18 protein-coding genes are annotated in these 16,675 nt (G+C 63.7%); 5 read left to right on the plus strand and 13 right to left on the minus strand.

All coding sequences use genetic code 11. From position 1 onward, the window contains the following. Window positions 1-64 precede the first annotated feature (64 nt). Window positions 65-250, minus strand: a complete 186-nt coding sequence (locus BV95_RS18815) for a YbdD/YjiX family protein (RefSeq protein WP_037455723.1) — start codon at window positions 248-250, stop codon at window positions 65-67. Next, window positions 247-2,295, minus strand: coding sequence for a carbon starvation CstA family protein (locus BV95_RS18820; RefSeq protein WP_037455724.1), 2,049 nt, complete (start codon window positions 2,293-2,295; stop codon window positions 247-249). The genes BV95_RS18815 and BV95_RS18820 overlap by 4 nt, the downstream gene beginning before the upstream one ends. A gap of 143 nt (window positions 2,296-2,438) precedes the next feature. On the opposite strand from BV95_RS18820, the gene BV95_RS18825 reads away from it, so the two are divergent. Beyond that, window positions 2,439-2,993, plus strand: coding sequence for a 2'-5' RNA ligase family protein (locus BV95_RS18825; RefSeq protein WP_037455726.1), 555 nt, complete (start codon window positions 2,439-2,441; stop codon window positions 2,991-2,993). Window positions 2,994-3,002: 9 nt separating this feature from the next. Here the strand turns inward: BV95_RS18825 and BV95_RS18830 are convergent, their stop codons facing one another. The 10 genes from BV95_RS18830 to BV95_RS18875 form a co-directional block, all read right to left on the minus strand. Then, window positions 3,003-3,305, minus strand: a complete 303-nt coding sequence (locus BV95_RS18830; RefSeq protein ID WP_037455729.1) for an alkylphosphonate utilization protein — start codon at window positions 3,303-3,305, stop codon at window positions 3,003-3,005. A gap of 5 nt (window positions 3,306-3,310) precedes the next feature. Further along, window positions 3,311-3,973: a ribosome biogenesis GTP-binding protein YihA/YsxC gene (yihA, locus tag BV95_RS18835; protein ID WP_037455732.1), complete on the minus strand. Its 663-nt coding sequence runs from the start codon at window positions 3,971-3,973 to the stop codon at window positions 3,311-3,313. Between the two features lie 11 nt (window positions 3,974-3,984). After that, window positions 3,985-5,688, minus strand: coding sequence for a membrane protein insertase YidC (gene yidC, locus BV95_RS18840; RefSeq protein ID WP_037455735.1), 1,704 nt, complete (start codon window positions 5,686-5,688; stop codon window positions 3,985-3,987). A gap of 25 nt (window positions 5,689-5,713) precedes the next feature. After that, window positions 5,714-5,926: a membrane protein insertion efficiency factor YidD gene (gene yidD / locus BV95_RS18845; protein ID WP_037455737.1), complete on the minus strand. Its 213-nt coding sequence runs from the start codon at window positions 5,924-5,926 to the stop codon at window positions 5,714-5,716. Beyond that, window positions 5,923-6,342, minus strand: coding sequence for a ribonuclease P protein component (gene rnpA / locus BV95_RS18850; RefSeq protein ID WP_037455762.1), 420 nt, complete (start codon window positions 6,340-6,342; stop codon window positions 5,923-5,925). Before rnpA ends, yidD begins: the two co-directional genes overlap by 4 nt. 32 nt (window positions 6,343-6,374) lie before the next feature. Next, window positions 6,375-6,509 carry a 50S ribosomal protein L34 gene (gene rpmH, locus BV95_RS18855; RefSeq protein WP_013848777.1) on the minus strand — a complete coding sequence of 45 codons (135 nt, stop codon included), beginning with the start codon at window positions 6,507-6,509 and terminating at the stop codon, window positions 6,375-6,377. Between the two features lie 348 nt (window positions 6,510-6,857). Further along, complete coding sequence (locus tag BV95_RS18860) at window positions 6,858-7,628, minus strand: DsbA family protein (RefSeq protein ID WP_051749892.1); 771 nt, start codon at window positions 7,626-7,628, stop codon at window positions 6,858-6,860. Beyond that, complete coding sequence (locus tag BV95_RS18865; protein ID WP_174544494.1) at window positions 7,625-8,977, minus strand: M48 family metalloprotease; 1,353 nt, start codon at window positions 8,975-8,977, stop codon at window positions 7,625-7,627. Before BV95_RS18865 ends, BV95_RS18860 begins: the two co-directional genes overlap by 4 nt. A gap of 327 nt (window positions 8,978-9,304) precedes the next feature. Continuing rightward, complete coding sequence (gene ubiB / locus BV95_RS18870) at window positions 9,305-10,846, minus strand: 2-polyprenylphenol 6-hydroxylase (protein WP_037455739.1); 1,542 nt, start codon at window positions 10,844-10,846, stop codon at window positions 9,305-9,307. Between the two features lie 57 nt (window positions 10,847-10,903). Further along, the gene (locus BV95_RS18875) at window positions 10,904-11,635 is read right to left on the minus strand and encodes a class I SAM-dependent methyltransferase (RefSeq protein WP_037455740.1); all 732 of its coding nucleotides are present in this window, start codon (window positions 11,633-11,635) and stop codon (window positions 10,904-10,906) included. A gap of 189 nt (window positions 11,636-11,824) precedes the next feature. Here BV95_RS18875 and mutM point away from each other — a divergent pair, with 189 nt between their 5' ends. From mutM to BV95_RS18895, 4 genes are all read left to right on the plus strand, one after another. Next, a complete protein-coding gene (mutM, locus tag BV95_RS18880; RefSeq protein WP_037455772.1) occupies window positions 11,825-12,637 on the plus strand; it encodes a bifunctional DNA-formamidopyrimidine glycosylase/DNA-(apurinic or apyrimidinic site) lyase in 813 nt (270 codons plus the stop codon). 117 nt (window positions 12,638-12,754) lie between these two features. Beyond that, window positions 12,755-13,018, plus strand: a complete 264-nt coding sequence (gene rpsT, locus BV95_RS18885; RefSeq protein WP_037455741.1) for a 30S ribosomal protein S20 — start codon at window positions 12,755-12,757, stop codon at window positions 13,016-13,018. A gap of 441 nt (window positions 13,019-13,459) precedes the next feature. After that, window positions 13,460-14,872: a chromosomal replication initiator protein DnaA gene (gene dnaA / locus BV95_RS18890; RefSeq protein ID WP_037455743.1), complete on the plus strand. Its 1,413-nt coding sequence runs from the start codon at window positions 13,460-13,462 to the stop codon at window positions 14,870-14,872. Window positions 14,873-14,903: 31 nt separating this feature from the next. Further along, window positions 14,904-15,509, plus strand: coding sequence for a peptidylprolyl isomerase (locus BV95_RS18895; protein ID WP_037455750.1), 606 nt, complete (start codon window positions 14,904-14,906; stop codon window positions 15,507-15,509). 263 nt (window positions 15,510-15,772) lie between these two features. Here BV95_RS18895 and BV95_RS18900 read toward each other — a convergent pair whose 3' ends face one another. Beyond that, window positions 15,773-16,423, minus strand: a complete 651-nt coding sequence (locus tag BV95_RS18900) for a DUF4136 domain-containing protein (protein ID WP_037455753.1) — start codon at window positions 16,421-16,423, stop codon at window positions 15,773-15,775. Window positions 16,424-16,675: the final 252 nt, after the last annotated feature.

A 16,675-nucleotide genomic window follows, 5' to 3' on the forward strand; every position in this document is an offset into this window, starting at 1 on the left:
ATCAACGATGGGGAGGGGGACCATTTGCAAGGCAAATGGTGGAGGGGAATTGCGCAACGCTCCCCTAGCAGCATTTCCCCCCATTCTTGCCCCCATAGCGCGCCTCCTGCCGCTCCCGAAAAAAGGCGATCCGATCCATCGGCGCATGTCCGGGATGATGCTCCCGCATATGGCGAAGATAGCTGTCATAATCCGGCACCCCGACCATCATGCGCGCCATTTGCCGCAGCTTCTGGAGAAACAGGCTCATTCCGCGGGCACCAGTTGCGCCGGAATTTCCCGCGCAGTCGGCGCCGCCGCCTTCCGCGCCGCCAGACAGGTGCGCACCGTGAAGAACAGCACCGCCAGCACCACGAACAGGAAGATCGCCACCAGCCCGGCATCGACCCGGTCGTTGAAGATGATCGCCTCCATCTCTGCCATCGACCTGGCGGGCGCCAGCACTTCGCCCCTGTCCGCCGCCGCCCCGAATTTGGCCGCATGCGCCAGGAACCCGACCTTAGCATCCGCCGAAAACAGCTTCAGCCAACCCGCCGACAGCGTGCAGATCAGCAACCATGCAGCCGGAACGATCGTCACCCACGCGAACCTGTCCCGCTTCATCCGGAACAGCACCGCCGTACCCAGCATCAGCGCGATGGCCGCCAGCATCTGGTTGGAAATACCGAACACCGGCCAGAGCGTGTTCACCCCGCCCAGCGGATCGGTGACGCCCTGATAGAGGAAAAAGCCCCAGGCCGCGACGGTCAGCGCCGTCGCGACGATCCCCGGCGCCATGCTCCTATTGTCCTTGAACCCCGGCACCGCCAGCGCGATCAAATCCTGCAACATGAAGCGCCCGGCCCGCGTCCCCGCATCCACGGCGGTCAGGATGAAAAGCGCCTCGAACAATATCGCGAAATGATACCAGAAGGCCTTCATCGCAGGACCGCCGATGACATGGGAGAAAATCTCCGCCATCGCCACGGCCAGAGTCGGCGCGCCGCCCGCGCGGGAGATGATGCTATGCTCCCCCACATCCTTCGCGGTTTGCAGGATCAGGTCGGGCGAGATTGGAAAGCCCATGGCCGTCACGGCTGCCGCCGCGCTTGCCGCATCCTTGCCGATCACAGCCGCCGGGCTGTTCATGGTGAAATAGATGCCGGGGTCCAGGATCGAGGCCCCCACCAACGCCATGATCGCCACGAACGCCTCCATCAGCATCGCGCCATAGCCGATGATCGGCGCATGGGCTTCGCTCGCGATCAGCTTGGGCGTGGTGCCGCTGGAAATCAGCGCATGGAAACCGGACACCGCCCCGCAGGCGATGGTGATGAAGAGGAACGGAAACAACCCGCCCGCCCAGACCGGCCCATTGCCGCTCGCAAATTGAGTGACGGCATGCATTTTCAAAGGCGGCGCCATGATGACGATCCCAACCGCCAATGCCGCAATCGCTCCGATCTTCAGGAAGGTCGACAGATAATCCCGCGGCGCCAGCAGCAGCCATACCGGCAGCACCGACGCCACCGCGCCATAGCCGATCAATATCCAGCAAAGCTGCACCGGCGTGAAGGTGAAGACCGGCCCCCAGACCGGCGACTGCGCGATGCTCTGCCCATAGACGATGGCGGCGATCAGCCCGATCAGCCCCAGCAGCGACACTTCCCCGATCCGCCCCGGCCTGATCCATCGCGTATAGGCGCCCATGATCATGGCGAGCGGCACCGTCGCCGCCACCGTGAACATGCCCCAGGGACTTTCCGCCAACGCCTTCACCACGATCAGCGCCAGCACGGCCAGAATGATCACCATGATCATGAAGGCGCCGAAGAGGGCAATGGTCCCGGCAACCTGCCCCATCTCCATGCGGATCAGCTCGCCTAGCGACTTGCCGTCCCGCCGCATGGAGATGAACAGGATCAGGAAGTCCTGCACCGCGCCCGCCAGCACCACCCCGGCGATGATCCAGAGCGTGCCCGGCAGATAGCCCATCTGCGCCGCCAGCACTGGCCCGACCAGCGGCCCTGCCCCGGCAATCGCCGCAAAATGATGCCCGAACAGCACTGTCCGGTCGGTCGCGACATAGTCCAGCCCATCGGCCCGTCGTATCGCGGGCGTGGGCCGCGACGGGTCCAGCCGCATCACGTGCCGCGCAATATAGAGGGCATAATAGCGATAGGCGACCAGGAAGCTGCTGACCGCCGCCACCACGATCCACAAGGCATTGACCGTTTCACCGCGTGATACGGCCACCACCGACAGTGCCACCGCGCCGACGATGGCGATCAAAATCCATGGAATATGACGGGTCATCACTCTCTCAGATCGCCTGTTTGTCCAAAGCCGCTACAGTAAGGCCGGTCCCTGCAAAGACAATCGTCTCTTATCCAGATTCGCTTCATGCAGATAAAGAACATATCATGAACATATTGTACCGATTCGCATGGAGATGAACCATGGAAAACCGTCCCACCCAAAGCCTCTTCCGCCTATTCTATGCGCTGAAGCCCAGCCCGCTGATCGCGCGTCAAACCGATCATTTCGCCGAAACCATCGCAGATGGCGCCCGGCGCATCGCCGTGGATCATCAGCATATGACGCTGGCGATCACCTGCGACTATGTCGACTATCCCTATGCCGTCATCAAGGCGCTGCTGCGCGCAGGAACGGGGGTGAGGGCGGAACCCTTCGACCTCCGGCTGGACCAGCTCAGCATCGGCAGCCGGTCGGCCGCGCTGCGCCCTTCGCATGGTGTACCCCTGCTGAACGCGCTCCAGCGCCGGATTGCGGCAGGCATGAAAGGGGCAGGGATATTGCCCCGCCCCGGCTGGAGCTTCAGCCCGCACCAGACGCTCTTCTACCGCGAAGGCCCGCCGGAACAGCGCCGCGTCGAGGGCTTTGGCTGGCACGTCGACCAGTTCATGCTGATATGCAGCCATGTCGGCCGCACCCACCATGAGACGCTAGGGACCTGGCACCTCAACGGCAGCGGGCAATATAGTCTGTTCTGAGCTTGCGCCTCAGCGCTTGCGCACGAACTCGGCGCGCAGCACCAGCCCCTTGATGCCGTCATAGCGGCAGTCGATTTCCTGCGGATCGTCGGTCAGCCGGATCGATTTGATCAGCGTCCCGCGCTTCAACGTCTGGCCCGCGCCCTTGACGACCAGATCCTTGATCAGCGTGACCTGATCGCCGTCTGCCAGCAGATTGCCCACTGCATCGCGAACCTCGACGGTATCGGAGGCACCGGCCTTGGCAGCAGCCTCCGCCGCGCTGATCCATTCGCCGCTGGCTTCATCATAGACATAGTCGTCGTCGGCCATGGCGGTTATCCCTGAGTCACGCTTTCCAGCACCGCGGCGCGCAATTCGGGCAAGCCCATGCCCTTTTCGCTCGATGTGGCGATTATGTCGGGATGGGCGGCAGGCCGCTTGCGGATCGCCTCGGCCACCGCCTGCTTCACCTCGGCGAGGTGGCTGGCCTTCACCTTGTCCGCCTTGGTCAGCACGATGCGATAGCTCACCGCCGCCGCGTCCAGCATGTCGAGAATGTCGGTATCGACATCCTTGATCCCATGGCGGCTGTCGATCAGCACCAGCGTCCGCTTCAGCTTCGCCCGCCCGCGCAGATAGTCGTTCACCAGGAACCGCCATTTGCGCACCATGTCCTTGGGCGCCTTGGCATAGCCATAGCCCGGCATGTCGACCAGCCGGAACCGCAGCGGTTCGCCCACATCGAAGAAGTTCAACTCCTGCGTCCGCCCCGGCGTGTTGGACGTCCGCGCCAGCCCATTACGGTTGGTCAGCGCATTCAGCAGCGACGATTTGCCGACATTGGAACGCCCCGCGAACGCCACCTCATTCACCGCCATGTCGGGCAGGAATTTAAGGTCCGGCGCGGATTTGAGGAAGGCGATAGGCCCGGCAAAGACCTTGCGCGCTTCGTCAATCAGTTCGGCTAAATTCTGGTCGGTCTGTTCCTGTTCGGTCACGTGATGCAGCCTTATTTCGCGGTCGCCGCGTTCAATTGCGGGTGGCGCTTGTAAAGCCACCATTGCTGCAACATCGACAGGCAGTTGTTGGTGATCCAGTAGACCAGCAGGCCCGCCGCGAAGGGCGCCATGATGAACATCATCATCCACGGCATGATCGCGAACACCTGCTGCTGCATCGGGTCCATCTGCGCCGGGTTCAGCTTGAACTGGAAGTACATGCTGATGCCTAGCAGCAGCGCCAGCACGCCGATCGCGAGGAAGGACGGCGGGGTGAAGGGCAGCAGGCCGAACAGGTTCAGGATATGCAGCGGATCTGGCGCGGACAGATCCTTGATCCACAGCACGAAGGGCTGGTGACGCATTTCGATGGTCAACTGCAACACCTTGTACAGCGCGAAGAAGATCGGAATCTGGATGAAGATCGGCAGACACCCGGCGAGCGGGTTCACCTTCTCGCGCTTGTAAAGCTCCATCATCTCCTGCTGAAGCTTCGGCTTGTCGTCCTTAAATTTCTCCTGCAACGCCTTCATCTTGGGCTGCACGGCGCGCATCGCCGCCATGCTGGCGAACTGGCGCTGGGCGACGGGGAACATCAGGCCGCGCACCACGAAGGTCAGGCAGATGATCGCCACGCCGAAATTGCCGATATGTTCGAACAGCCAGTGGAGCAGGGCGAAGATCGGCTTTTCGAACCAGTAGAACCAGCCCCAGTCGATGGCCCGGTCGAACAGCGGAATCCCGGCGTCCTGATAGGCTTCCAGCGTCTTCACTTCCTTCGCGCCGACGAACAGCCGGTTGGTCTGCGTCACTGACTTGCCCGCCGCCAGCATCACGGGGGCGAGCGAAATGTCGGTCTGGAACTGCGTCCCGGCGCCCTTGCGCATCTGGGCGGAGAAGGCGACCTTCTGGTCGGGCACCAGCGCGGACAGCCAATATTTGTCGGTGAAGCCGATCCAGCCGCCGGTCGACTGGAAGCTCTGGCTCGCCGGACCCTTTTCCAGATCCTTGTAGTTCACGTCATAATTGGCGGCGCCGTTGAACACGCCCATCGGGCCGACATGAATGGTCCAGGTGTCCGGATCGGCGGACGGATGCGCCCGGCTGACATAGCCATAGCTCTTCACCGCCACCGCGCCGGCGCTGCTGTTCGACACCTTCTGCTGCGCGGTGATCATGTAATTTTCGTCGATCGAATAGCGGATTTCGAAACTCTGGCCGACGCCGTTGTTCCACGTCAGCGTGACGGGGCTGGTCGGGGTCAGTTCCTTGGCCGTAGCGGTCCAGACGGCGTTGTTGTCAGGCGTCTTCAGCCCTTCGCCCTGCCAGCCGAAGCCCGCGAAATAGGCGTCCTTCGTGCCGCTGGGGCTGTAGAGGCGGATCGCATGCGAATCCCTGGCGATGCTTTCCTTGTAGGTCGGCAGCACGATATCGTCGATGCGCGCGCCCTTCAGGTTGATCGATCCGGTGATCTTCGGCGTGCGGATCGGAATGCGCGGGCCGTCCTTCAGGACAAGCGCCAGATCGCGAACCGCCGCCGCGCCTTCGGCGGCGGGCGCGGAGCCGGACGGCGTGAGCGGGGTGGTCTTGCCGCCCTCGATCTTCGTGGCCGGCGGATTGGCGGCGGGGAAGAAATGGTTGGCGACATAGGGCCAGCCAAACAGGATCGCCGCGGTCAGCACCACCGCTAGGATGATATTCTTCTTGTCGTCCACGCTTGTCGCTCTCGAATCTCGTCTGTCAGGGAACCGGGTCGTAACCCGAACCGCCCCATGGGTGGCATCGCATTAGCCGCTTCGTGGCCAGCCAGCTACCCTTCACCGCACCATATTTGCCGATCGCCTGAATCGCATATTCCGAACAGGATGGGGCATAGCGGCAGGAGGGGGGTAAAATGCGCGAAGGCCCGATCTGCCAGAAGCGCGCAATCAGGATGAGGATGCGCCCGATCATGGCTCCGCGCTTTCTCCCGCCCCCGTTCGGGCTGAGCCTGTCGCAGCCTTTTTCTTCTCTTTTGAGGAACCGCGCCGTTGCGGCGCTTCGCCCAGGGGCCGTGACATCACCTTCTTCAGGGCCTTTTCCAGCTCGCCCCGGAGCAGGCCGAAATCGCGCTCGACCCCTTCGGATCGCCCGATCAGCACATGGTCGGCGCCCGCCACGCCATGGACCGGCAGCAGCGTCCGCGCCAGGACGCGAAAACGGCGCTTCATCCGGTTGCGGATGACAGCGCCGCCAATCTTTTTGGTAACCGTGATGCCGTATCGCATCGCCGGATCGCCGTCGCCGCGTTCGCGCACCAGCAGGACGAATCCCGGCATGGGTGCGCGCCGCCCGCGATTCGCCGCCAGAAAATCGGCGCGCTTGCCGATGACGGCAGGCGCGCTGGTCGACGGCGCGTCGTTCAGGCGCTCAGGCTCTTGCGGCCGCGCGAACGGCGGGCGCGGATCACATTGCGGCCGCCGGGGGTCGCCATGCGAGCGCGGAAACCGTGACGGCGCTTCCGAACCAGATTGCTCGGCTGATAGGTGCGCTTCATCGTTCATTCCTCAAAAATACTAAAAGAATCGGGCGTGACAAAAAAGGGCCGCAGTGGGGCGGCCGCATGTCAGGGGGCGTCCGATAGGCAAAAGGCATGCGTAAGTCAATGGTGGAGGAGGGGGTTAGGATGCTTTTGAAGAGGTCGAACGAAGCGTCGAAAGCTGAACAATAGCGGACATCAATTCCTCCCTACGCGCAGCGTGGGGAGGGGGACCGCTCGCGGAGCGAGTGGTGGAGGGGAAATACGCAGGTCGTGCCCCATTCCCCTCCACCAGCCTTCGGCCGGTCCCCCTCCCCATCTCGCGATGGGGAGGAATAGGATAGGTCCGCTCTCAACCCAACCCGCTTATTTCCCCCGAGCAGCGCTCACCGCCGCCTTCAACGCCTCATAACCCACCGCGCCGTTCAGCACCTGCCCGCCGACCACGAAGGTCGGCGTGCCGCTCGCCTGCAATTTCTGCGCAAGCCCGATATTGGACTGGATTTCCGCATTATAACGGCTGTCCGCGATTGCCGCCTGCGCAGCCTTGGCGTCGATCCCGACCTTCGCCGCCGCCGCCAGGATCGTCTCCCGCGTCACTTTCCCCGCTGCATAGAGCGCCCGGTGGAAGGGCATATATTGGTTCTTCTCCGCCGCCAGCAGCGACACCTTCGCCGCATCGATGCTTTCGTCCGACAGGATCGGCAGTTCGCGATAGACGACCTTCACGCCCTTATCCTCGCCCACCAGCTTGGCCAGATCGGGCAGCGAGGCCCGGCAATAGCCGCAGGCATAATCGAAGAATTCGACCACCGTCACATCGCCCTTGGCCGCGCCTTCCCACGCTCCGGCATAGGGGGTTTCGATGGTCTGGCGGCTGGCGTCGATCGTGCCCGACATCCGCTTGGCCTGCAATTTCTCGACCGCCTGCGGAATAATTTCCGGATGCTCCATGATATAATCATGGACGATCTGCTCGATGGCCGCCTTGTCGCTGGCGTCGACACGCCCGGTGCTCTGCGTGCCCAGCGCCGCGCCGGTCGCGGTGGCGGCGATGAAGGCGAATACGCCAAGGGTCATCAATATGGTCCTGTTGGAAAGCGCTGCGCGAAAGCCGGGTCGCGAATTTTCGGTCATTTCTTCTTTCGCTTCTGCTCGACGGCTGCGCGGGAAACCATGGCGATATCCTGTGCGCGCAGATAGTCAACCGTGCCCGGCTTCAACCCCTGCATGGCGGCGTCGGCGCTGCGCAGCGCCATCTGGTCCTGCCCCATCATCGAATAGCGCTCCGCCGTGGCCAGCGCGGCACGGGGAATGTCGCCGCGATGCTCATAGACGACGCCCAGTTGATACCAGGCGAAGGGATTTTCCCGGTCCCGCGCTATGGCGTTGCGCAACACCTTCTCCGCCTCCGCGAAATTCGCGTCATTTTCCGTCGCGATCAGCGCATGACCCAGCAGCGTGGCGATCAGCGGCTGGTTGGTAAGCTGCACCGCCTCGCGCAGCGGCGGGATGGCGTCGGCCGGCTTGCCGCTTTCCAGCAGCACCTGCCCCTTCAACTCCAGAAAATAGGGATCGTGCGGCGCTGCGGACAGCAGCGCGTCCACTTCCGCCAGCGCCTTGTCGGGATAGGCGCTCTTGTGCCAGGCATAGGCCCGCGCATAATGGGCCGGGATCGACTGGTCGCTTTCGGGATATTTTTGCAATGTCTGCGTGGGTTCCGACACGAAGCCGACCAGCTTCGCCTTGATCCGCTCGAACCGCGCCTCCAGCTTCGGGTCCACCGGCTTGTCCCAGGCCGGATCGACCGTATAGACCTCCCGCAGAACCTGGATGCGCTCGCCCGACAGCGGGTGGGTGCGGCCATAGCTGTTGTCCTGCGGAATGGCGAGGCGATATTCCTGATTCTGCAGCTTCTTGAAGAATTCCAGGCTGCCCTTGCCCGAAACCCCAGCCTTGCTGAGATAACGCGCGCCCGCCAGATCGGCCGAGCTTTCCTGCGCCCGCGAAAAGGCCAGGAACTTGCCCATCGCCGCCTGCTGGCCCATGCCCAATATGCCCATGCCTGCTTCCGCGCCGCCCGCCGCGATCGCCGCCGCGCCCAGCACCAGACTCAGCAGGGTGATGCCCGTCGCCTCCTTCATCCCCTCGCCATAGCGGATGACATGCCCACCCTCGATATGGCCGAGTTCGTGGGCGACCACGCCCTGCACCTGATTCATATTGTCCGCCGCGGCGATCAGCCCGCTATGCACCCAGACATATTGGCCGCCCGCGACGAAGGCGTTGATGTCGGGGTCGTTGATGACCAGCACCTGGACGTTGCGCGGCTCCATCCCCGCCGCCTGGACCAGCGGGCCGGACATGTCGGCCATGAAGGCTTCCGTCTCCGCATCGCGCAAAATCTGCTGCGCCGCCGCCGGGCGGGCCAGCAAGGCGAGGGACGCCACGGCGACGGCGGCGAGGCGAAACCAGCGGGCGATCATGCGAGGGCGGCCGAATATGCGAGGGCGGTCGGGGGCAGGGGAAGAGGCTCCATCGCTGATAGGGAATGCCTTGAACGGGATGAACGGCAACTGAAAGCGACTATGTAGCCTTTTAGGCCGAAGGTCCAACAGGAGCTTTGAAGCACAAAGCCGACCTATCCAATTCCTCCCCATCGAGAGATGGGGAGGGGGACCGCCGCCGAAGGCGGTGGTGGAGGGGAAATACGCAGGTCGTGCCCCATTCCCCTCCACCAGCCTTCGGCCGGTCCCCCTCCCCACGCTGCGCGCAGGCAGGATTTTCAGCGCCCGCTCTGTGCCTCAAAGCCCCTATAAAAAGGTCGTCACCGCCGCCATGGCGCCAGCCCCGGCGACCCCCGCGATCAACGCCACCACCACATAGCGCCACCCGGCCCCGATCCGGATCAGCCGCACCTCGGTCAGCGGCGGCGGCGGCGGCGCGCCTCCCTTCTCCGGAAAGGCTTCCTCGATCCGCTTCACCAGCCCCGGCAACCGCTGCAATATCCGGAAATTCTCGATCAGCGCGTCGGCCGCCTTCGCCTCAGGCCCCAGCTCGGACCGCAGCCATTCCTTCACATAAGGCCCGCTCGTCTCCCACAGGTTGATGTCGGGGTCGAGCGACGTCGCCACACCCTCCACCATCACCATCGTCTTCTGGAGCAGCAGCAGGTGCGGCTGGGTCTGCATGTCGAAATCGCGGGTGATCGCGAACAGCCCGTCCAGCATCCCGCCGACCGACAATTCCCGCACCGGCCTGCCCCGCATAGGTTCGCCCACGGCGCGCAGCGCCGTCGCGAATTCCTCCACATTATGATGGCCGGGCACATATTGCGCCTCGAAGTGGATCTCCGCCACGCGCTTATAGTTGCCGGTGATCAGGCCATAGAGAATCTCCGCCAGCCACATGCGCGCCCGGCGATCGATCCGTCCCATGATGCCGAAATCGATGGCGACGATATCGCCATTGCCGCGCACGAACAGGTTCCCCTGATGCATGTCGGCATGGAAGAAGCCCTCCGCGATCGCCTGCCGCAGGAAAGCATTCACCAGCCGCGCCGCGATGTCCTTCACGTCATGTCCGGCGGCGACCAGGGCGTCCCGGTCGGATATCTTGATCCCGTCGACCCACTCCATCGTCATGACCTTGCCGGTCGTGCGATCCCAATCGATATCGGGCACGCAATAGCCCGGCATCGCTTCCATCGCCTCGCCCAGTTCGGATGCCGAAGCAGCCTCGCGCCGCAGGTCCAGTTCCCGCGCCGTCCACCGTTTCAGGTTCGCGATGACCAGCCGGGGCCGCAGCCGCGCCACTTCCCCGCCCAACATCTCGACATGGGCGGCGGCCCATTCATAGGTCTGGATGTCGCGGTTGAACTGGTCGATGACGCCGGGGCGGATCACCTTCACTGCCACCTCGCGCCCGTCGGTGGTCGCGGCCCGGTGCACCTGCGCGATGGAGGCGGCGCCCACCGGCTCCTCGTCGAACCGGCTGTAGATCGCCTCCAGCGGTCGCCCGAAACTCTGCTCGATCTGCGCGCGGATCGTCTCGAACGGCACGGGGGGCAGCGCGTCCTGCAATCGCAGCAGATCGTTCGCCGCATCCTCCCCCACCAGATCGGGCCGCGTCGCCAGCGTCTGCCCCAGCTTGATCGCCGCCGGGCCTATCGATTGAAAGGCGTCGGCATAGCGCGGCTGCTTCGGCACCCGCGCCCCGAACCGCGCCACGCGCACCAGCCGCCGCACCGGCGTCGGCGTCAGCGGATCGCGCTCAATCCCCCTCAGCGCGCCATGACGCGCCAGCGTCCGGCCCCATTTCAGCAGCCGCCAGATATGCGTGATATGGGAGGGCACGTTAGAAGCTCGCCTCCCGCTTGCCGGAGAGGTCGGGGGAGGGCCTGTCCGCCACCATCAAATCTTCCACCCGCTATGGATCGCCACCAGTCCGCCCAATATCGGTTCCACCTTCGTCTGCACGAATCCGGCTTCCCGGATCATCCGCTCGAATTCCGGCATGGGCGGAAAGCGGCGGATCGATTCGATCAGATAGCGATAGCTCTCCTCATCGCCTGCCAGCAGCTTGCCCAGCTTGGGCACCAGCTTATGCGAATAGAGGTCATAGACGTCCGAAAAGCCGGGCCAAGTGGTGGTGGAAAATTCCAGGCAGAAAAACCGCCCGCCAAATTTCAGCACCCGATGCGCCTCGCGCAGCGCCTTGTCGATATGCGTCACGTTGCGGATGCCGAACGCGATCGTATAGGCGTCGAAGGCCCGATCCCCGAAGCTCAATTCCTCGGCATTCTGCTCCGACCAGATCAGCCCTTCCAGACCCTTTTTCTGCGCCCGCTCGACACCCACGGCCAGCATTTCCGGATTGATGTCCGATACGGTGACCTGCGTCCCATGGCTATGCATGCGGAAGGCGATGTCCCCTGTCCCGCCCGCCATGTCCAGGATCTGCTCGTCCCGGCGCGGCTTCACGCGGTTGACGAACTGGTCCTTCCACAACCGATGCGCGCCCGCCGACATGGCGTCGTTCATCAGATCATATTTGGACGCCACGTTGGAGAAGACGGCGCGGACCATCCCCTGCTTGTCGGCGGCTTCGACATCGCGATAGCCAAAGGAAGCGGTTTCACTCATGCGGGCACGCTCTAGAGCGATTTCAAGTCAGATGGAACATCTGAAGGCTCGGAAATCGCGGGCAACAAGGAAGGCCGGAGCATTTTTTCGGACAGAGGAAACATCTGAGATCAGCTAAAATGTCGGGGGAGGGCGATGCGCGGGAAGTCGCCTGTTGCCCGCCCGTTCGCCGCGTTCCATAGCAGGGCCATGCCAGAACTCCCCGAAGTCGAAACCACCGTCGCGGGCCTTCGCTCGGTCCTCGAAGGCGCTGTCCTCACTCGCGTGGAGGCGCGCCGCCCCGATCTGCGCTTCCCGATTCCCGTCGACCTGCGCCAGCGTCTGACCGGCGCCACCGTCACCGGCCTGTCGCGCCGCGCCAAATATGGGCTGATCGACACCGACCGCGGCGACACGCTGATCTTCCACCTCGGCATGTCCGGCCGCTGGCGAATCGATCCGGCGGAGATCGGCGCACACGACCATCTGCTGATCGAGACGGGGGGAGGGCGGCTGCTCTCCCTCAACGATCCGCGCCGCTTCGGCTCGCTGGACCTCGTCCGCAGCGAAGCCTGGGAAGCCTACAGCCCCTTCACCCGCATGGGGCCTGAGCCTTTGGGGCCGGATTTTACGCCCGATACCCTCGCCGCCGCGCTCAAGGGCAAGGCGACCTCGATCAAGGCCGCGTTGCTGGACCAGCGCACCGTTGCGGGCTTGGGCAATATCTATGTCTGCGAAGCGCTCAACATGGCGGGCATCGCCCCCACGCGCGAGGCGGGGAAGATCGGCCGCGCCCGCCTCATCCTGCTGGTAGAGGCGATTCGGGAGGTGCTGGCCGCCGCCATCGCCGCGGGCGGCTCCACCCTGCGCGACTATGCGCGGCCCGACGGCGAACTCGGCTATTTCTCCAAACAATGGCGAGTCTACGGCCGGGAAGGGGAGCCGTGCCACTGCGGCACGCCGATCCGCCGTCGCGTGGACGGGGGCAGATCGACCTTTTTCTGCCCGAAATGCCAGAAATAGCGCGGCGCTCACTGGTTGACGCCCCCCGCTATCCCCTGTATGGGGCGCACCTTCACAGGGCCAGTCGGCGATTCCGGCAGGCTCTTTCAAAGATTTGACGAGAACCGAGGACGATAAATGGCCAATACGCCGCAAGCCAAGAAGCGCATCCGCCGCAACGCCCGCCGCGCCGAAATCAACGGCGCCCGCATCAGCCGGATTCGCACTCTGGTGAAGAAGGTGGAAGCTGCCCTTGCCGCCGGCGACAAGGCCGTCGCGACCACCGCGCTTCAGGCGGTCCAGCCGGAACTGGCCCGTGGCGTCGCTCGCGGCGTCCTGCACAAGAACACTGCGGCCCGCAAGTTCGGCCGCCTGACGAAGCGCATCAGCGCGCTCGGCTGATTCCCCAGCCACTTCGCACTCGTCACTAGAAACAAGCCCGCTCCGCCTTTCGGCGGGGCGGGCTTTTCATTGTTCGTTCACCAAAGGGTCATTTTTCAGGAAGCCCCGATTTCCGGCGATTCCCGCTCGATTCGGGATCGGTCCGCGTCGAAGGCGTGATATAAATATCTGATATATATAGATAATTATTCGACCCCGGACTTTTCCGCAGATTTGCGAGTCAACGGCTTTATTTCACATTTTTGACTGGCAGTGCCCTTGATCCGGCGAAGCAGGCCTGTCTATTTTGATCCTCCGGCCGCCAATCGAATCGAATTTCCGGCGGCCATCAGAAGGTTAGTTGGTGCACGAAACTCGGAAAGGTGGGGCTTTTCCGGAACGGGTTTCTGCGTCTTGCATCGCCCCAACCTTGGGGGTGCAGTTGATGGGGGTCGACTGTCTATGAAGGATATTGCGGCAGTGATTGGAAGCTTGGGCGGTCTCGACACGCAGCAAGATGCGCGCTTGGAGACTGCCTGGGCGACCATTCGCGCCGGTCTGCGCCGGGACATCGGACCGCGCATGTTCGACCAGTGGCTGAAGGCCGCGCAACTGGGCGACTATTGCCCGGAATCGCAGACGCTCGACCTGCTGTTCGCTTCCGACTTCACGGCGAATTTCGTGTCGGGCCAGTTTGGCGACCGCCTGCGGATGGCGTGGCGCTGCGCGGGAGCCGGCGTGCGCGAGCTGCGCCTGCTGCGCGCCCCCAATGCGGTCGGACCGCGCATTCTGGAACTGCACCAGACGGAGGAGGCTGTTTCCGACGACACCGTCGCCGACGCCCTGCCCCCCGCTTCCAATTTCCAGCCGCGCCACGGCTTTGACGGGTTCGTGACGGGCGAGACCAATCATCTCGCCTTTTCGGCGGCGCAGGCCATGGCCGGGGAAGGCCAGCCGCGCTTCAGCCCGCTCTTCATTCATGGCGGCACCGGCCAGGGCAAGACGCACCTTCTCCACGCCATCGCTCGCCTGTTTTCCAGCCATTCGCCCTCGGCCCCGGTCCTCTACATGTCGGCCGAGCGGTTCATGATGGAATTCGTGAACGCGATGCGCGCCAATGAAACCATGATGTTCAAGGCCCGCTTGCGGGCGGCGCGGCTGCTGCTGATCGACGATATCCAGTTCATCGCGGGCAAGGGATCGACGCAGGAGGAATTTCTGCACACGATCAACGACCTGATCGATTCGGGCGCCCGCATCGCCGTCACCGCCGACCGCGCGCCGCAGATGCTGGACGCGATCGACCCTCGCATCCTCTCGCGCCTGGCGGGCGGGCTGGTCGCGGATATCCGCCCGGCCGGGCTGGACCTGCGCCTCGCCATATTGGAGGCGAAGCGCGCCATTGCCGGCGATCCGCCGGTGCCTGACGCGGTGGTCGATTTCCTCGCCCGCTCGATCCGCTCCAATGTCCGTGAGCTGGAGGGCGCGTTCAACAAGCTGATCGCTTATGGCCAGCTAACCGGCCGGTCCATCGATCTGGAGTTCGCGCAGGCGATGCTCGCCGATGCGGTGCGCGCCAACGCACGCCGGATCACCGTCGACGAAATCCAGAAGGCGTGCGCCGCTCACTACAAGATCGACGCGGCGGAAATGCGGTCCAAGCGGCGGGCGCGTGCGGTGGCGCGTCCCCGTCAGGTGGCGATGTATCTCGCCAAGAAGATGACGCCGCGCTCCCTGCCGGAAATCGGCCGCATCTTCGGCGGCCGGGATCACAGCACCGTGATCCACGCCGTCCGCACCATCGAGGAATTGCGGCAGAGCAATCCGGATATCGACGCCGACATCCGCGCTCTGCAACGCCAGTTGGAAGGCTGACAGCCGAGCGGCTTTGGATTAGGCTTTGCCCATGATCCGCCAATTAGCTCTGTTCTTCGCCGCTCTTTTCAGCCTCGCGCCCGCCTTCGCGCAGACCGCCCCCATCGCGCCGCCCGCCGATGTGCGGGTCGCGCTGGAAACCGGCGCAGGGCGCATCGTGGTGGATGTGCATCTTGCCAAGGCGCCCGTCACCGCCGCCAATTTCCTGCACTATGTCGATCAGAAGCGGCTGGACGGCGCGCTCTTCTATCGCGGCGTCGGCACCGGCGATTATGGTTTCGTGCAGGGCGGCGCGCAGAACGACCCAAAGCGCATCCTGCCGCCGATCAAGCATGAACCCACCAGCCAGACCGGCCTGACCCATGACGACGGCGCACTCTCCATGGCCCGCTATGCACCCGGCAGCGCGACCGGGGATTTCTTCATCGTGTTGGGCAAGATGCCGGGCATGGACGCGCATCCGGATGCGACGGGCGACAATCAGGGCTTCGCCGTCTTCGCCCATGTGGTGGAGGGGCTGGACGTGGTGAAGACGATCCTCATCGCCCCCAAATCCCCCACGGCTGGCGAGGGCGTGATGAAGGGCCAGATGCTGGAACAGCCAGTGAAGATTCTGACGGCCCGCCGCATCCTCTGAAGGCCGGCCTAAGGGCGGAAACCGAACCTATCCTATTCCTCCCCATCGAGAGATGGGGAGGGGGACCATGCGAAGCATGGTGGAGGGGAATGGGGCACGACCTTCGAATTTCCCCTCCACCATTCGCTTTGCGAACGGTCCCCCTCCCCACGCTGCGCGTAGGGAGGAATTGGCCAAACCCCTCCACCCCAATAAAAAACCCGGCGATCCTCGACCGCCGGGTAATTGGGCATAACCATAAGCCGCCCTTTAAGAAAAACCGCTTACCCCTTCTTTTCCGGCGGCAGCGTGATCTTCACATTCTCCCCATTCTGGCCGGGGAAATTGGTGAACATCGCGTCGATCAGGTTCGGCACCAGATAGGTCAGCTTGTTCGACAGCGACTGGGCCTGCGCCTTGCCCTCGAACAGGCGGCGATTATCCGCGGCGCGGTCGATCTTCATGCTGAGGTCGCCGGTATAGACCGTATAGCTGCTGATGTCGTTATAGCCGCCGGGGCCGAACAGCCACGGATCGTAAAAGCCATAACCCCAGGGACGGCCCCAGCGCCCGCGCCAGCCCCAGCCGCCGTAGAAGAAGGGATCGGGCGCGCCGACGCCGGTCGACCGCACCTTCTCCCGCCCATTGTCGACGCCATAGGACACGCGCACGATCAGGTCGGCCCGCGCGGGATCGTTGGCCACCACATAACCGGTCTGGGTCAGCCGCTGGCCGACCAGATCGGCATAATGCGAAAATTCAAGACCACCGGCCAGACGCGGATCGTCCGCGACGATGGTGAAGCTCTGCCCGGCAGGCGCCGGAAGCTGCTGGAAGCGGGCGACGTCCGCCTTGAAATTGGTCGCACAGCCCGACAGCGCAACAAGCGCCAGAGCGGGCGCCGCGATCAGGCCGATCTTTTTGAAACGGGTCATTTTTCTGCGTCCTGTATCAGGCAATTCGCCTGCCAAACATCTTGCGTCCTGCCATAGTAAAACGCAACTGAACATCGTTTGAACGCTCGAAACGGGCGAACGGGCGCAAACCATGTCCTGCCATCCCTACGACGGCGCGGGCCGGGGTTGTGTGCGTCAAGTTCTGCAAATAGCGGCGGGCATGCTGGCTAGGCGGCTTGACGTAGATCGGCTTTCTTCATCTCCTTAAGGTCGTTCATGTTGAGATAGCGG

Source organism: Sphingobium chlorophenolicum, assembly GCF_000722875.1.
GTDB lineage: Bacteria > Pseudomonadota > Alphaproteobacteria > Sphingomonadales > Sphingomonadaceae > Sphingobium > Sphingobium chlorophenolicum.

What these genes read in the sequence shown, in the direction of transcription:
- dnaA (WP_037455743.1), top strand. Translation starts at nt 13,460, where the DNA reads ATGAAGGATATTGCGGCAGTGATTGGAAGCTTGGGCGGTCTCGACACG.
- rpsT (WP_037455741.1), top strand. Translation starts at nt 12,755, where the DNA reads ATGGCCAATACGCCGCAAGCCAAGAAGCGCATCCGCCGCAACGCCCGC.
- BV95_RS18825 (WP_037455726.1), top strand. Translation starts at nt 2,439, where the DNA reads ATGGAAAACCGTCCCACCCAAAGCCTCTTCCGCCTATTCTATGCGCTG.
- BV95_RS18875 (WP_037455740.1), bottom strand. Translation starts at nt 11,635, where the DNA reads ATGAGTGAAACCGCTTCCTTTGGCTATCGCGATGTCGAAGCCGCCGAC.
- mutM (WP_037455772.1), top strand. Translation starts at nt 11,825, where the DNA reads ATGCCAGAACTCCCCGAAGTCGAAACCACCGTCGCGGGCCTTCGCTCG.
- rpmH (WP_013848777.1), bottom strand. Translation starts at nt 6,509, where the DNA reads ATGAAGCGCACCTATCAGCCGAGCAATCTGGTTCGGAAGCGCCGTCAC.
- BV95_RS18860 (WP_051749892.1), bottom strand. Translation starts at nt 7,628, where the DNA reads ATGACCGAAAATTCGCGACCCGGCTTTCGCGCAGCGCTTTCCAACAGG.
- BV95_RS18865 (WP_174544494.1), bottom strand. Translation starts at nt 8,977, where the DNA reads ATGATCGCCCGCTGGTTTCGCCTCGCCGCCGTCGCCGTGGCGTCCCTC.
- BV95_RS18895 (WP_037455750.1), top strand. Translation starts at nt 14,904, where the DNA reads ATGATCCGCCAATTAGCTCTGTTCTTCGCCGCTCTTTTCAGCCTCGCG.
- BV95_RS18900 (WP_037455753.1), bottom strand. Translation starts at nt 16,423, where the DNA reads ATGACCCGTTTCAAAAAGATCGGCCTGATCGCGGCGCCCGCTCTGGCG.
- yidD (WP_037455737.1), bottom strand. Translation starts at nt 5,926, where the DNA reads ATGATCGGGCGCATCCTCATCCTGATTGCGCGCTTCTGGCAGATCGGG.
- BV95_RS18830 (WP_037455729.1), bottom strand. Translation starts at nt 3,305, where the DNA reads ATGGCCGACGACGACTATGTCTATGATGAAGCCAGCGGCGAATGGATC.
- BV95_RS18820 (WP_037455724.1), bottom strand. Translation starts at nt 2,295, where the DNA reads ATGACCCGTCATATTCCATGGATTTTGATCGCCATCGTCGGCGCGGTG.
- BV95_RS18815 (WP_037455723.1), bottom strand. Translation starts at nt 250, where the DNA reads ATGAGCCTGTTTCTCCAGAAGCTGCGGCAAATGGCGCGCATGATGGTC.